This is a genomic window from Vulcanibacillus modesticaldus, from assembly GCF_001730235.1.
GTDB lineage: Bacteria > Bacillota > Bacilli > Tepidibacillales > Tepidibacillaceae > Vulcanibacillus > Vulcanibacillus modesticaldus.
In genome coordinates this window covers 1-14,912 of sequence record NZ_MIJF01000008.1, presented here as the reverse complement: position 1 = coordinate 14,912, position 14,912 = coordinate 1, and the positions used below count along the sequence as shown (strand labels likewise).

15 protein-coding genes are annotated in these 14,912 nt (G+C 31.7%); 9 read left to right on the top strand and 6 right to left on the bottom strand.

Annotated features, from left to right (window positions below):
- Window positions 1-12 precede the first annotated feature (12 nt).
- Window positions 13-3,429, bottom strand: coding sequence for a DNA polymerase III subunit alpha (locus tag BHF71_RS02220; protein ID WP_069656045.1), 3,417 nt, complete (start codon window positions 3,427-3,429; stop codon window positions 13-15).
- Between the two features lie 188 nt (window positions 3,430-3,617).
- On the opposite strand from BHF71_RS02220, the gene BHF71_RS02215 reads away from it, so the two are divergent.
- From BHF71_RS02215 to BHF71_RS02205, 3 genes are all read left to right on the top strand, one after another.
- Window positions 3,618-3,944, top strand: a complete 327-nt coding sequence (locus BHF71_RS02215; protein ID WP_069656044.1) for a YtrH family sporulation protein — start codon at window positions 3,618-3,620, stop codon at window positions 3,942-3,944.
- Window positions 3,944-4,429 (top strand): sporulation membrane protein YtrI, encoded by a 486-nt coding sequence (locus BHF71_RS02210; RefSeq protein ID WP_069656043.1) that lies wholly within the window; start codon window positions 3,944-3,946, stop codon window positions 4,427-4,429. The genes BHF71_RS02215 and BHF71_RS02210 overlap by 1 nt, the downstream gene beginning before the upstream one ends.
- Window positions 4,430-4,526: 97 nt before the next feature.
- Window positions 4,527-4,715, top strand: coding sequence for a YtzJ family protein (locus BHF71_RS02205; RefSeq protein ID WP_069656042.1), 189 nt, complete (start codon window positions 4,527-4,529; stop codon window positions 4,713-4,715).
- Between the two features lie 60 nt (window positions 4,716-4,775).
- Here the strand turns inward: BHF71_RS02205 and BHF71_RS02200 are convergent, their stop codons facing one another.
- From BHF71_RS02200 to BHF71_RS02180, 5 genes are all read right to left on the bottom strand, one after another.
- The gene (locus BHF71_RS02200) at window positions 4,776-6,086 is read right to left on the bottom strand and encodes a DRTGG domain-containing protein (RefSeq protein WP_069656041.1); all 1,311 of its coding nucleotides are present in this window, start codon (window positions 6,084-6,086) and stop codon (window positions 4,776-4,778) included.
- Between the two features lie 141 nt (window positions 6,087-6,227).
- Window positions 6,228-6,512: a hypothetical protein gene (locus BHF71_RS02195; protein WP_069656040.1), complete on the bottom strand. Its 285-nt coding sequence runs from the start codon at window positions 6,510-6,512 to the stop codon at window positions 6,228-6,230.
- Window positions 6,513-6,574: 62 nt separating this feature from the next.
- Window positions 6,575-7,261 (bottom strand): metal-dependent hydrolase, encoded by a 687-nt coding sequence (locus BHF71_RS02190; RefSeq protein ID WP_069656039.1) that lies wholly within the window; start codon window positions 7,259-7,261, stop codon window positions 6,575-6,577.
- Between the two features lie 30 nt (window positions 7,262-7,291).
- Window positions 7,292-7,648, bottom strand: a complete 357-nt coding sequence (locus BHF71_RS02185; RefSeq protein WP_069656038.1) for a YlbF family regulator — start codon at window positions 7,646-7,648, stop codon at window positions 7,292-7,294.
- Window positions 7,649-7,732: 84 nt separating this feature from the next.
- Window positions 7,733-8,833, bottom strand: a complete 1,101-nt coding sequence (locus tag BHF71_RS02180) for a DUF445 family protein (RefSeq protein ID WP_176717280.1) — start codon at window positions 8,831-8,833, stop codon at window positions 7,733-7,735.
- Window positions 8,834-8,950: 117 nt separating this feature from the next.
- Between BHF71_RS02180 and BHF71_RS02175 the strand changes: the two genes are divergently transcribed.
- From BHF71_RS02175 to BHF71_RS11430, 6 genes are all read left to right on the top strand, one after another.
- Window positions 8,951-10,294 carry a YheC/YheD family endospore coat-associated protein gene (locus tag BHF71_RS02175; protein WP_069656036.1) on the top strand — a complete coding sequence of 448 codons (1,344 nt, stop codon included), beginning with the start codon at window positions 8,951-8,953 and terminating at the stop codon, window positions 10,292-10,294.
- A gap of 60 nt (window positions 10,295-10,354) precedes the next feature.
- On the top strand, window positions 10,355-11,461 hold the full coding sequence (locus BHF71_RS02170) for a YheC/YheD family endospore coat-associated protein (RefSeq protein ID WP_069656035.1): 1,107 nt from the start codon (window positions 10,355-10,357) through the stop codon (window positions 11,459-11,461).
- Window positions 11,462-11,497: 36 nt separating this feature from the next.
- Window positions 11,498-12,895, top strand: coding sequence for a YheC/YheD family endospore coat-associated protein (locus BHF71_RS02165; RefSeq protein ID WP_069656034.1), 1,398 nt, complete (start codon window positions 11,498-11,500; stop codon window positions 12,893-12,895).
- Entirely contained in the window at window positions 12,895-14,157 is a 1,263-nt protein-coding gene (locus BHF71_RS02160; RefSeq protein ID WP_176717279.1) for a YheC/YheD family endospore coat-associated protein, read from the top strand. The genes BHF71_RS02165 and BHF71_RS02160 overlap by 1 nt, the downstream gene beginning before the upstream one ends.
- An 11-nt stretch (window positions 14,158-14,168) precedes the next feature.
- The gene (locus BHF71_RS02155; RefSeq protein WP_069656033.1) at window positions 14,169-14,663 is read left to right on the top strand and encodes a GNAT family N-acetyltransferase; all 495 of its coding nucleotides are present in this window, start codon (window positions 14,169-14,171) and stop codon (window positions 14,661-14,663) included.
- Between the two features lie 94 nt (window positions 14,664-14,757).
- Window positions 14,758-14,912: transposase (locus BHF71_RS11430; protein ID WP_084024111.1), on the top strand; the 155-nt coding region annotated here is incomplete at its 3' end.

The window sequence follows — 14,912 nt, the reverse complement described above, 5'->3', positions numbered from 1 at the left end:
GGTTATTCATATTCATTTTATGATTATAGAACCACTCCCAAGCAGCTCTTCAACAGAATGTTTAAAGTTTTCATCATATTTAATTCTATATTCATCGGAAAGCCGGATCAGCCTTTTATTCCTTTCATAATAAAGAATTACAGGTATAGAACCTTTAAATCTGCTTAATAGATTTTTTAGTTGATTTAGTTTATTTCTTTTATCGTTATTAACAGATATTTTGATTATTAATCTCGTTATCTGTTTTTCTTTTTTAATTTTCTCAAGGAAAGATAATAATGTTATTTTTTTAACTATGATGGTTGGTTCCTCATCTTTATAACTTATTCTTCCTTGAACTAAGATTCCCTGTTCATCAATTAATTGAGCCCTGTATTGTTGGAATTCATTCGGAAATACAATCAGTTCTACATCATTAGAATTAATCTCTAGGGTTACAAATGCCATTGGCATTCCTTTCTTTGTTAATATTTGTTTTATACCGGTTATCAACCCACCAATAATCACCTGTTTTCCTTCTGGCAAAGAGCATAATTCTTCATAGGAGTGGGTCACATACTGATTTAAGATAGTCTCATAGGATTTTAGAGGATGTCCTGAAAGATAAAGACCTAGTACTTCCTTTTCCTTTTGCAAAAGCTCTTGATTAGAATATGGCTTAACTTGAATCCAGTCAAATTCGTTATCAATCTCACTATCTAGGTCATCAAACAAGCGAATTTGTAATTCATCTTGCAACTTTTTCTTTTTTTGAACCCGCTCAAGAAGATCATCTAAATTAGCCATTAATTGTGCCCTATGAACACCAAAAGAATCTAGAGCTCCGCTAAGTATTAATGCTTCCATCGTTTTGCGATTACACACCTTATTATCTGATTGCATACAAAAATCGAAAACCGTCTTATATTTCTTATTGGCCTTTCTATGATTAAGAATTGATTCTATCACATTTATCCCGATGTTTTTGATCGCTGCAAGACCAAATCTAATTTTTCCATCTTCAATACTAAAATTATAGTCACTAAGTAAAACATCAGGAGGTAAAACTTCAATCCCCATTTTCCTAGATTCCTCAATATATTCGACTACTTTGCCCGGATTGCCCATGGATTCAGAGATTAAAGCAGTCATAAATTCTACAGGATAATGTGCTTTTAAATAAGCAGTTTGATATGCTAAAACACTATAGGCCACAGCATGGGAACGATTGAATCCGTAATTAGCAAAACGGACGATCATATCATACACTTCATTAGCAATACCTTCTTGATAACCATTTTTGATAGCACCTTTTACAAAATGCTCCCTCTCTTTTAATAAAATCTCTCTTTTTTTCTTACCTACCGCTCTTCTTAATAAATCAGCTTCACCTAAACTGAAACCAGCCATTTTAGAAGCTATTTGCATAATTTGTTCCTGATAGATAATAATGCCGTAAGTATCAGACAAGATAGGTTTAAGATTTTCATGGGGATAAGTTACAGACTTTTGACCATGCTTTGCTTTAATATAATCAGGAATGAACTCCATAGGTCCAGGACGATATAAAGCAAGAACTGCTACAATATCCTCAAAATGAGAAGGCTTTAATTCTCTAAGTACCTTTGTTACCCCAGCAGATTCTAATTGAAAAATTCCTTTAGTATCACCATTACTAAGTAGCTGATATGTTAATTCATCATTTATGTCAAGTTCGTGTAAGCTAAGATCTATATTTTTAGTTTTTTTAATCCAATTTAAGGTTTTTTCAATTATCGTTAAGTTTCTTAAGCCTAAAAAGTCCATCTTTAATAATCCGATTTCTTCCAAAATACCCATCGGAAACTGGGTTAAAGAAATATCTTCTTGTCCCCTTTGAAGCGGAGTATAATCTGTCAAAGGTTTATCAGCTATAACTACACCTGCAGCATGGGTGGAGTGATGCCTAGGCATACCTTCAATTTTAATTGCTATGTCAATCAGACTCTTAAGGTTTTCATCCTTTTGATATAACTCTCTCAATTCCTTAACTTCACTAAGTGCTTGTTTAATCGTGATACCCAATTGGTTAGGAATTAGTTTGGCAATCTTATCAACTTGAGAATACGGCAAATTTAATACCCTACCTACATCACGAATTGCCGCTTTTGCAGCAAATGTACCGAATGTTATTATTTGTGCCACTCGATTAGCACCATATTTTTCCGATACATATTTGATTACTTCGTCACGTCGCTCATAGTTGAAATCAATGTCAATATCAGGCATATTGACCCTTTGCGGGTTCAAGAATCTCTCAAACAACAATCCATACTTAATCGGATCTACGTCAGTAATTCCTAAAACATAAGCTACTAAACTTCCAGCTGCCGAACCACGCCCTGGCCCTGTCATAATCTTCGATTTATGAGCAAACTTCATGAAATCCCATACAATCAAAAAATAATCAGCGAAGCCCATCTTTTCAATAATTGATAACTCATAAGATAATCTATCCCGTAATTCTTTTGTAATATTATGATACCTTTTTTGTAATCCCTTTAAAGATAAAGCTTTCAAATATTCAATCGCTGAAACCTCTTTAGGTACAGGGTATTTTGGTAATGCAGTTTGCCCCAAATCTATTTCAATATTACACCGTTTTGCAATCATGGCTGTTTGTTCAATAGCATTAGGCAGTTTAGAGAATCTTTTTCTCATCATTTTTTCATCTTTTAAATAAAACTCTGTGGTTTCAAAACGCAGTCGATTGTCATCTTCTAATTTACTTCCTGTTCCTATCGCTAAAAGAACATCTTGAATTATAGCATCTTCCTTATTAATATAATGCACATCATTAGTTGCAACTAAAGGTATTTTGATCTCTTCACTCAATTTGATTAGATGAGGAATTATTTTTTTTTGTTCCTCTAATCCATGATCTTGAATTTCTAAATAAAAGTTATCTTTTCCAAAAATATCACGATATTCTAATGCTGCTATTTTAGCCTTTTCATATTGATCATTTAATAGGTAGTGATTAATTTCTCCAGCTATACAACTACTTAAAGCAATTATCCCATCACTATATTTTTCCAATATTTTTTTGTCTACTCTTGGCTTATAATAAAAACCTTCTAAATGAGCGATTGATACGATATTCATTAAATTCTTATAACCAGTTTGATTCTTTGCCAGTAGAACCAAATGAAATATTTTCTGTTCCTGCCTTGATTCCCTATCTTTCCTATTCCCCGGGGTTAAATATATTTCACAACCGATAATAGGTTTGATACCTTCCTTTAAACAGGCTTTGTAAAAAGGGACTACCCCGTACATATTACCATGATCTGTAATACTTAAGGCACTCATTCCTAATTCCTTAGCTTTTTTTACCAACGATTCTATTCTAGATGCACCATCCAATAAACTATACTCGGTATGAACATGGAGATGGACAAAACTCGACACAATAATTACTCCCTTTTTATAAAATAGTTCCGAACGGATTTAATATAATTCCATTATATCTAATTATATGGTACATCCACTATCTTTACCAAATAAACCAGCACCTTATAAAGTTTTTTAATCATTTTCTTCAAAAATATCCATACATATTAGTAAAGGACAAGTGATGTTAGGGAGAAGGATTATCAATGGAATTTATTAAAAATGTTATTATGTACTATTTTATCGCATTTGGTGTATTGCTGGGAGGATCACTATTTGGAGGGTTAGGGGCCTTTTTAACCAATCAACCTCCTATTTTCACCATGCTTGATTACGCTGATAGACTAAAAATATGGGCTTTAGTCGTTGCACTAGGAGGGACTTTTGACGCCATTAAAGTTTTTGAAATTAGCATCATCGATGGAAATATATCCTCACTTATAAAACAAATAATTTATATTTTGATGGCTTTAGTAGGAGCACTTACAGCAGAAATAGTTCTACATTGGTTGTTTAAAGGGGATATAAATTGATGAGATACGTATTTTGGAAAAATCATAAAAGTTTTGTACGTAACCTTATTTTCTTTATCATGGGTATCTATACAGGCTTCTTTTTCTTTTTATATCTTCATGGTAAACAGATAGATGATCTGATGAAAATTAATGACAGACTAACCGTGGAATTAAAAAACTGTAAAAACGAAAATGAAACCCTGAAACAAGAGAGAAAACAACGACAACAAAACCAACTAATTCGAATTATCAAATTCCACTATGATGATCAACTAGATCCCTTCATAGAAACAGAGTTACTTGAAAAGTTAATGGATGAAACCCAGTTTTTGATTGGAAAAAAGATAGAAGATGTAAAAAAATCTCCTGATTTTATCTTTCAGTTGCTCAATCAAAGGATATATAAGATTAAAGAAAAAAATTATCAAATAAATGTCAAATTTGTCTCAATCCAGTCTACTACTGAAATATGGATAGTAATCAGAGAGCATAAAAAGGAATAGTATACCCCAGAAGTCGCAAAAAAATATTATTTTGTGTAAAATAGATATAAGAAATTTTTTTCAAACATAAATAATCGTTTGAAAAGGGGGCAGATATATGATAATTAATAGAAAAGAATTAGCAAGGGCAAAAGTAAATAAGATTAAGAATGGATTTTCAGCATATGCAGAAACTACCGAAGTTATCGAATTAATTAAAAAAGAATTGGAAAGAGAAAATATTTCAGTTATCATAGATGAAACTCCTCAAGGGTGCTGGTTCATCCCTAATAAAGATAGTGAATAATCAATATTTAAAATGAGATAACCCGACATCTAACAGTAGTGTCGGGTTGAAGAATTTTAATCACCTTTCAATGACTTGTGAAGTCATTAAAGCTTTACCTACGATTTTATTATTATGCCAAACTTCAACTTCAATTTTACCGAACTTCCTACTAACTTCAATCACTTTCGCCTTTACTTCTATCTCATTTTCGATTTGGATTGGTTTTATAAAATAAATCATAATGTTTTCTGGTACGAGGTCTCCCTTTTTGTATTTTCGTAAAACCCTATGGGCTGCTTCTTTAATAAGACTAGTCAAAGGACCGATCGATAAAGAACCAAATTGGTTAGTCATTTGAGGGGTTACAGTTCCTTTAATAATCACTGAATCATCTATTTTATATTCTTCAAACTGTTTCAAGATAAGATCGTCTATCGTTTCACCAATTTGAGGTTGATTTTGAATATATTGCAAGGCTTTTAATACATCTTGTCTACTGATAACACCGAGTAACCTACGATAAGAATCTACTACTGGTAAAAGTTCTATCCCTTCCCAAACCATCAAGTGAGCAGCTGAAGCAATAGATGTTTTCGGTAATACTGATATCGGATTTCTAGTCATTACCTTATCAATAGAGATAGTCGTTTCTTTACCAATCACATCCTTGGAAGTTACAACTCCAACTAATTTCATTTGGTGGTCTACTACAGGAAATCTGCTATGCTTAGTTTTTTCCAGTAATAACTGCCAATCACCAATTGTTTGGTAATCATACAGATAATTTACCTCTTTTTGCTCATATATGATATCCTCTACCATCATTATTTCCTTTTTAATCAATCGGTCATAGATAGCACGGTTGATGATAGAAGCCACTGTAAAAGTATCATAGCTAGTCGAAAGTATTGGTAACTCCAACTCATCAGCAAGAAGTTTCACCTCTTCGCTGGTATCAAATCCACCGGTGATCAATACTGCTGCCCCATTTTCTAAAGCTAACTTATGAGCCTCATAACGATTGCCAACAATAAGCAAACTACCCGATTCAATATACTTCATCATTGCTTCTAACTTCATAGCACCTATAACAAATTTATTTAATGTTTTGTAGAGTCCTTCTCTTCCTCCTAAAACATGCCCTTCTACAATATTAACTACCTCAGCAAATGTTAGTCGTTCAATATTTTCTTTGTCTTTTTTTTCAATCCTAACTGTACCAACCCGTTCAATTGTACTTACGTAACCTAAATTTTCGGCATCCTTGATCGCCCGATAAGCTGTCCCTTCACTTACACCCAAATCACGGGCTACTTGCCTTACTGAAATTTTACTACCAACTGAAAGTTTCTCAATATAGTTTAATATTTGTTCATGCTTTGTAGCCAAGTATATTCACCATACCTTCATATAATCAACTGTTATATTATATTTTTTTAACTGTATCATTCTCCATTATAACAGAAATAAAAAAAAGTGCATAATTGCACTTAATGTTAATGTACCTTTGATTAAGTATTGTATTTTGTATCAATTATAATCCTTTATTTGTTTATACACTTGAGCTTTATTCCTAAGGTAATTCTGTTCTTGCTTCCAAAGTTGATATTTCTTCAACCTCATTAGATTTTTTTGTTTTTTCTCATCATAGTCTAATAACCGTTCTAGTTGGGCTCCAATTACTAGAAGAGCAAAAAACAACCATATTATACTAAAAAGCCTGGCCTCAACTTCATAACTTAATATTGGAATTCGCAATATAGCATAAAATACTGTGGCCAAAGCAAAAATTAAATAGATAATATTTTTCAACATTTTAAAACACCCCTGAACTAGTCTATGCTGCCTTTAGATTGAATAGAACAAAATCAGGGGAACTATAATCTTACCCATTTATTAAAAGGTAATATTTCTCCTTCTATTCCTAATTTATTTAACCGTTCCACGTAGTTAGTTGGATTCTGTTTAATATATGGAAAAGTATCATAATGGATAGGTACCACTTTCTTAGCCCTAATCCACACAGCTGCCAATAAAGCATCATCTGGTCCCATTGTAAAATTATCACCAATAGGTAAAAAAGCTAGGTCAAGTTGTTCTCTTTCCAATAATCTCATGTCATTAAATAAGCCAGTATCACCAGCATGATAAATCTTTTTATCCCCTAACTCAATTATTACCCCACTAGGCATTCCAAGATAAACAATTTCTTTTCGTTCTTCATCAACAAAAGAAGAACCATGAAAAGCAGGTGTTGCCTTTACACGTCCAAAGTCGAATTGAAAACTACCACCAATATGTAGGGGATGAACTTTGACACCTTGCCAACTTAAAAAAGTAGCTAACTCATATGGTGCGATAATTGTTGCATCATTATTCTTAGCAATTTGGATAGCATCTCCTAGATGATCACCATGACCATGTGTAATGTAAATATAATTCACCTTAATTTCATCCACTGAAACACTTGCTAGTGGATTATCCTTTATAAAGGGATCGATAATAATTGAAACCAAATCTCCCCTAAATTCTACACAACTGTGTCCATGATATCTTACTTCCATTTTTCACCCACCTATCTTAATGATTAAAAACTATTGGTTATTAGTATTTTTAGAACTAATCTTGACCAATGGTTCGGTTAGTATCTTACTAATATCACTAATTAAGATGCTAAAACGTTCCTCAGTTTCAAATAATTTTTTAATATCAGGATTAGAAATTAGCTTTTGGTAGAGATCATTGACTTCTCTTAAATCTTCATCACTAACCTGGATTCCTTGAGATTGTTTTTCTTGTAGTTTTAGTTGTAATTGTTGATATTTATCAATCAGCTTCACTTGTTCCGAGTTTTTTTTTACTTTAGCAGTTATCTCTTTAAGATCTAGATAGATTTGATCATTTTCAATCATTCTTGCTAATTCGTAAGCCTTATCATAGAGATTTTGCATAAGCCACCTCCTTTCAGAAATTTAGTTCTTAAAACAATATTCTTTTTTGAGCTAGCAAAACCTTCCTACTATTAAAAATTTATATCAATAAACTAAATATAATATTCCTTGAATTAATCCCAATATTCCACCAATAACTCCCCCTAAGTAGGTTATCATCTTCAATTCTTTTCCGGAAACTTCAATGATCAATTTTTCTAAATGCTCTAATGAATAGTTTTCTAACTCTTCCTTCACTACATTAGAAATTGATAAAACTTTAAATAATTTGTCCATTCTCTCTATAAAAAAGCTAACACCAAATTCATATCCTCTTTTGATTAGATTTCTCTTTTCTAAAGACTCGATTAGTTGTTTAACTGTTATATAATCTATATGATCTACTACACTTTCATATAAATAGTCTATTTGACGAGAAAATGCCTCTTCAAACTTATCAAGATACTCCAGTAATTGTTTCTTTCTTATTATTTTCCACTCTTTATCAATAAAAGTATAAATAATATCTTTTGTCTCTTCCTTTTCAAGGGTTTCTTCAATAAAATTCATTATTTTTTGTTGGATTTGATTAGAATCTACCAATAGCCCTGCAAAAAAACCTAGCATTTTACTTCCATTAAACATTTGTTTAATAATATTTTCAATCTTATCAAGTCCTTCTTCTGAAAGGAGATATTCTTTAATTCCAATAACTAAATGCTCTGATAATTGTTCTAAGTAGCCGTCTATAATATTAAGAGTCTTTTTTGATAACACTTCTTCTATAGTTTTATTACCAAGCTGATCACTTCTTAAAAATCCCAAAAGTCTTTTCTTTTGATAACTTTTCAAACTATCCTTCCACTTATCACCAAAGGCTAATGCTATTAAATCACCCACAGTTTTATCTTCATCTTTTAAATGTTCAAGCCTAACCATTAAACTATTATAAAGTTGATCCTTAACTCCTGACTTTTCAATAAAATTCTTAGTTCCTTCTGGTGTAAATAAATATTCCTCAACCATGTAACCTACTTGTTCAGCAAGTTCTCCCCTTCTTTTAGGAATTAAGCCAGGAGTAAATGGCACCTGCCATTTACCTATTTTCCAAGGTTTATACGGGCGAAAGAGCATCTTTATTGCTAAAGAGTTAGTAAATGCCCCAATCACAACACCAACTATTATTGCAAAAAATACTATATACATTATATCCATCCTCTCTTTCATAAAGGCCATAGCCTAACACCATGTTATTAAACTATACATATTATGAAGTAGCCAATTTATTATTTTCAGTTATAGTAATTTGGAAGGAGTATAGATATGACGCTAGTAACGATTCAAATAGATCAACAATTTTTAGTACCTAATACGATATACGTTAATCCAACAATCGTCAACAAATTAAACCTTCCAATAAATAAAGCATTTCTTCTTTCTTTTGGTAATAAGACAGCGTCAGTTAGATTAGAGTTAAGATCTAACAAAAGTAACTTGATCCGCATTTCATCCTATGTAGCTAACCTTCTCCAACTACCGAATGGCATACAAATTCATGCAAAATACCATAAATCGACTGGATTAATTCTAGGGCCGATATTAGGTATTTTAGTACAATCAATTGAAAATAATCAACCTCACTCCCCCTTTGGCAAATTTACTTCTTTTGCAAATGAAGTAACTCATAAAGCTTATACAAATGGAATTCTGCCCTATTTTTTTACCGTTGATGATATCAATATTCAAACAGGAGATATATCTGGATGGCGACTTATAGGAGAAAAATGGGAGAAAGGAACTTTTCCCGTACCAAATGTAATCTACAATAGGATTTCCTCTAGAAGAGCTGAAAAAATGGTTTTACCTAAAATTAATCAATTGCAGCAAAAATACACATTTACTTTTTTCAATAGTAATTTTCTTAACAAATGGGAAGTATACAAAATCCTAATTAGAACACCTATAAGAACAATAATTCCTAAGACAATTGTATATAGAGGATATAAATCCATTAAAGAGATGCTAGCCAATCATTCTATAATCTATTTAAAACCAACGAACGGGTCATTAGGCAGAGGAATTATCAAAATAAATAAAATTTCCAACGGTTATATAGTTGACTATACCCGGGCCCAGAGCTCAACAACCGTTACTTTTAATTCTTTCACCAAAATGTACAAATACTTACAGCCAAGACTATCTAGAAATTATTTAATTCAAATGGGTATAAATCTGATTAAATATCAAAATCGCCCTATAGATTTTAGAATTCTAGTTCAAAAAAATTCTTCTGGTAAATGGTCCTTAACCTCAATGGTTGCAAGGATCGCTAGAGATCAACATATTGTTTCCAATATCGCTCAAGGAGGAACTCAAAGTAAGGTTATGGCAGCTATTAGATTAGCAAATCCTGACTTAGCTAAAAAAATTAGACGTCGGGATATTAGCAAAATAGCTCTGCTAATAGCTAATTATATTGAAAAAGCTTCCGATGGAAATTTTGCTGAATTAGGGATTGATTTAGGCTTAGATGATTCAGGGAAAATTTGGTTAATTGAAGTAAATTCTAAACCATCAAAATTAGATGATCAAAGGGAAATAAATGCACCTAGACCATCTGTCAATCGATTAATCCAATATGTTTTATACATCACCGATTTCAAATAGAAAATCCAAATATATAAATGTATTTTTTGTTATTACCATTAACTAGGTCGGGTGGAACTCATGGAGAAAGCATTATTATTAGGGATAATGGTTTGTAAGACAAAAAACTTATTTAGTGAAAAAGATTTTTATAAATTATTACAAAAAGCCGGAGAAAAGTTAAAGATCATTGTTTATGTTTTTTATCCAAACCAAATAGATTGGAAAACCAATAAAGTTAAAGGATTTCAATATAATTTTTCATTAAATAAGTGGGAGGATCAATGGTTTCCTTTACCTGACTTCATCTACGATCGCTGTTTCTATTCTTCTTCCCATTCTTATCTAGCCTATAAACCGTACATTAAAAAATTAAAGGAACAAAAAAAAATTCGTTTTCTAGGTAATGGCTTAAAAGGTAAATGGTCTGTTTACAAAATATTATCCAGTAATCCTGAATTTATTAAATACTTGCCAAAAACAGCAATATACAATGATAGTACTCAATTGTTTCAATGGTTAGCTGATTTCCCAATAGTTCTTAAACCAACCGGAGGTAGCCACGGCAAAGGTATTATTAAGATTGATTTTAAAGATAACAACTACCAAATTGTAGGACGTGATATAAATAATAATAAAATTAATCAACAAATTAGAGATCAAGATATTTTAGGAGATTGGGTTAATTTATTTATTGATAAAAGAAGTTATTTAATTCAGCAGTATCTTGATTTAATAACTTTGAACAATGAACCTTATGATATAAGAGTTTTAGTTCAAAAGAACCAGTACGGAAAATGGGAAATAACTGGTAGCGCAGTACGAATTGGAGATGCAGCCAATATTACTTCAAATCTACATGGTGGCGGCCAAGTCCAAAATACTGAATCACTGTTAATTAAGCAATTTGGTAAACAAAAGGCCAAAGAAATATTGAAGCAAATAAAACAGCTTGCAGAGTCAATTCCATCCTATATCGAATCGGTCCATGGAAATTTATTTGAATTAGGCTTAGATCTCGGGGTTGATCTTTCAGGTAAAGTTTGGATAATAGAAGCCAATTCTAAACCAGGTAGAAAAGTATTTTCACTATTAGGCAAAGTAGAAGAAAGAAAGAAATCTCTTATTCAACCCCTTGTTTACACAAAACATTTGGCTAAAACCATAGATAGCAACAATTTTAATTAATAATTTGCGGTTTCAATATATAGGAGGAAGTATACTATGAATTCTATTACTGTCAAGCTAAAAATACAAAAAAGTAGATCCAATAAAATATATTTACCAAACCACATATTACAAAAGTTAAATCTAAAACATAATCAAAGTATTCCAATATATTTTGGATTAACAAGTAGTAAAGTAGCAACCATTCGTGGTTTTAATTCACATTCTAATATAATAGTAATTACTTCATCATTAATGGAAAAGCTATTACTTCCATATAAAAAAGATATCATGATTAAAAAGGAACAAGATGGTTTACGCATCGGTCCAATCATTGGTATCTACACCACAGATTATACAGGAAAAAAATTCTCTAATGATCCATCAAACAAACATCCCTTTGGTTTCTTTTTCAAAAACCTCCTTTCATCAGAAACTAAATACCCTGTATATTATTTTGTCTTCACCCCTGAAGAAATTGATTGGGGTAAAAAGACTATTCATGGCTATTTCTATCGTAAAAACTACTGGCAAAAAATCACTGTTCCATTTCCAGATGTAGTATATAACCGAATTCCTAACCGTAGTGTTGAGAAAAAACCTTCTATTAGTAACTTTAAACAGACCTATCTAAATTTTGGAGGAAAAATGTTTAACCCTGGCTTCTTCAACAAATGGGATATGTATCAAATTCTCGTACAAGAACCAGATACCGTTAAATACATTCCAGAAACTTATATGAAACCTTCTTTCTCGATATTTAAAGACATGTTAAAGAGGCATTCAATTGTCTATTTAAAACCAGCAAATGGCAGTCTCGGATTAGGTATTTATAAAGTCAACAGGAAATCAAACAGTTATTTAATTCAATATCGAGTAGGGTCCAAAAATTTTGCTGTTTCATTTAAAAAAATCACATCTGCTTATAAATATATTTTTCAACATAAAAAACCACAGTATTACCTAATTCAACAGGGCATCAACTTAATTAAGTATCATCAAAATCCCGTAGATTTTCGCATCCAATTACACAAAGATAGTTTAAACCAATGGCAAGTGATCGCAATAGGTGCTAAAGTAGCTGGTAAAGGTAGTGTAACGACCCATCTCAGAACAGGAGGAAAAATGATTGATTCTTTAAATTATTTGGAAAAAGTATATGGAAATAATACTTATAAAATTTTAAGAGAAATAAACAATATGGCTATTCTGATCGCTAGAACTGTAGAAGAAAAGCTTGGTAGCCCCGTTGGCGAATTGGGCTTAGATGTCGGGATTGACACTAACAACCGAATTTGGTTATTTGAAGTTAATTCCAAACCAGGTAGATCAATTTTTAAACATCCAAGTCTAAAGGATGCACGCAATAAATCGAGCAATAAGTTATTGGAATATGCCATGTATCTTTCAAGATTTACAACTAAACATTCCCCTCCATCTAAGGAGGCGCTATGATGAAATTATCACAAAATGCCTGGATCAAAATCCTTCCTATGAATAATTGGCAACTAATACTATCTAATATTAATTCTAAAAAAAGAATTCTCCCGATAGTCATCGGTTTTAATAATAGATTATATCCAGCGATTATCAGAAAAAAGATGGCCGTTAATCATAAAGATGCTTTCCCCATTAGTTTAAAAAAATTAAATCATAATTATAAAGTAGGCCCACTGGTTGGTATTCTTACAACTAAGAGTTCTAGGTGGTTTAGGGGGAATCAAACTAATTTTAAAGACCTAATTAAAACAGGAATTAAATATGGCGTGTTAATTTACGTTTTTACAGCTGAATCAGTTGATAGGAAAAATAAAACAGTCAAAGGCTTTTTATACTTACCTAATCAAAATACATGGATAGTACGAAAAATGCCACTACCTGATGTTATATATAACCGTATTCCATCCCGGACAGAAGAGAATAGACCATTGGTTAAAGAAACCATCGAATTTCTTATTAATGAAAACATTCCCTTTTTCAATCCTCATTTTTTCGATAAATGGACATTGTACAAATGGTTAAAAGAATCTCCTAAATTTAACAAATTACTACCTGAAACGACTACCCTTACCATGGAAAATTTAATATTTTTTCTAAATAGATACCCAATGCTGTACCTAAAACCAATTGACGGAAAAGCCGGGATTGGTTTCTTTAAGATTGATAAAAAAGATAACCTTTATTTACTTAGATATCAGTCTAGTAAAACAACACATTATGAAGAATTTAATAATGTCAAGTCCCTTATCAAAACAATTAACCACTTAACTAAGAGCAAAAAATACATCATTCAACAAGGTATAAAACTTAATACTTACAATGGTAACCCTTATGATTTCCGAATTTTAGTACAAAAAAACGGTGTAGGAAAGTGGGCTTTGTCTGGAATAGGAGTTCGGGTAGCTGGCATTAACAGTATTACCACACATGTACCACGGGGAGGACACATTCAATCGGTCCATAGGGTAACCAATTATGATAAAAAACTAATTGATGAATTATCAAATATCGCGATTGATATCTCCAAATTTATCGAAGAAAAATCTGAAAATAATTTAGGTGAATTATCAATGGACATTGGGGTTGATCAAAATAGGAATATTTGGTTTTTTGAAGCAAATGCTAAACCCATGAAATTTGACGAACCAAACATCAGAAAAATCTCTTTACAAAGATTAATTCAGTACTTTAGATATCTCTCAGGTTTCGTCAAATAAGGAGTGATTTGATGAAAAAGATTAAAATTAATCCCAGAACACCTGAAAATTTACGCAAATATATCATTCGTTTTGTTAGCAAGTATGGGGAGGGTCATATCACAAAACAAGCCATAAATTGGTTGAGAAAAACTCCATTTTCTTCATTAAACAAAGATAATGGAGACCTGATCCATATTTATTTAAGCGAAAGCAATAGAATTATTGGTGTCATCGCCATAGCTAATTATGGACTTAAGCAAGCGATAATAGTTGTCCACCCTAAAGCAAGAAAGAAGGGAATTGCTTATAAACTTACAACAGGAGTCTTAGAAGATATTGATCGTTTATACGTTAAAGTTGCTAATGATAACATTCCTAGTATTAAACATTGTTTTAATGTAGGTATGAGAGCCTTTGATTTGATAAAGGGTCCCACCGGTAAACCAACCTTAATATTAGGATTTGGCAACTGGAATAAAGAAGAATGGAAAAAAAGAGAAGCATCAGATATATCGAATATCTGATGCTTCAGCTTGTAGACAAAGTCTTTATTTAGACAAATCTACAAGCTTTTTTTGTATAATAAGTATGTAATAAATATCTTGTGAGGGGAGAAACATGTTAACAAAACGTAAGGAAGATGTAAGAACTCAAGTTGAATTAGTATCAATAGAAGATTTAGTACCAGAGGATCATCTAGTGAGGAAAATAGATCAAGCAATTGACTTTAGCTTTATATACGATTTGGTTAAAGATACCTATTCTTTAGATAA

Coding starts and splice junctions, on each gene's coding strand:
- BHF71_RS02160 (WP_176717279.1), top strand. CDS start 12,895: ATGAAATTATCACAAAATGCCTGGATCAAAATCCTTCCTATGAATAAT.
- BHF71_RS02175 (WP_069656036.1), top strand. CDS start 8,951: ATGACGCTAGTAACGATTCAAATAGATCAACAATTTTTAGTACCTAAT.
- BHF71_RS02185 (WP_069656038.1), bottom strand. CDS start 7,648: ATGCAAAATCTCTATGATAAGGCTTACGAATTAGCAAGAATGATTGAA.
- BHF71_RS02215 (WP_069656044.1), top strand. CDS start 3,618: ATGGAATTTATTAAAAATGTTATTATGTACTATTTTATCGCATTTGGT.
- BHF71_RS02165 (WP_069656034.1), top strand. CDS start 11,498: ATGAATTCTATTACTGTCAAGCTAAAAATACAAAAAAGTAGATCCAAT.
- BHF71_RS02210 (WP_069656043.1), top strand. CDS start 3,944: ATGAGATACGTATTTTGGAAAAATCATAAAAGTTTTGTACGTAACCTT.
- BHF71_RS02205 (WP_069656042.1), top strand. CDS start 4,527: ATGATAATTAATAGAAAAGAATTAGCAAGGGCAAAAGTAAATAAGATT.
- BHF71_RS02155 (WP_069656033.1), top strand. CDS start 14,169: ATGAAAAAGATTAAAATTAATCCCAGAACACCTGAAAATTTACGCAAA.
- BHF71_RS02195 (WP_069656040.1), bottom strand. CDS start 6,512: ATGTTGAAAAATATTATCTATTTAATTTTTGCTTTGGCCACAGTATTT.
- BHF71_RS02180 (WP_176717280.1), bottom strand. CDS start 8,833: ATGTATATAGTATTTTTTGCAATAATAGTTGGTGTTGTGATTGGGGCA.
- BHF71_RS02190 (WP_069656039.1), bottom strand. CDS start 7,261: ATGGAAGTAAGATATCATGGACACAGTTGTGTAGAATTTAGGGGAGAT.
- BHF71_RS02170 (WP_069656035.1), top strand. CDS start 10,355: ATGGAGAAAGCATTATTATTAGGGATAATGGTTTGTAAGACAAAAAAC.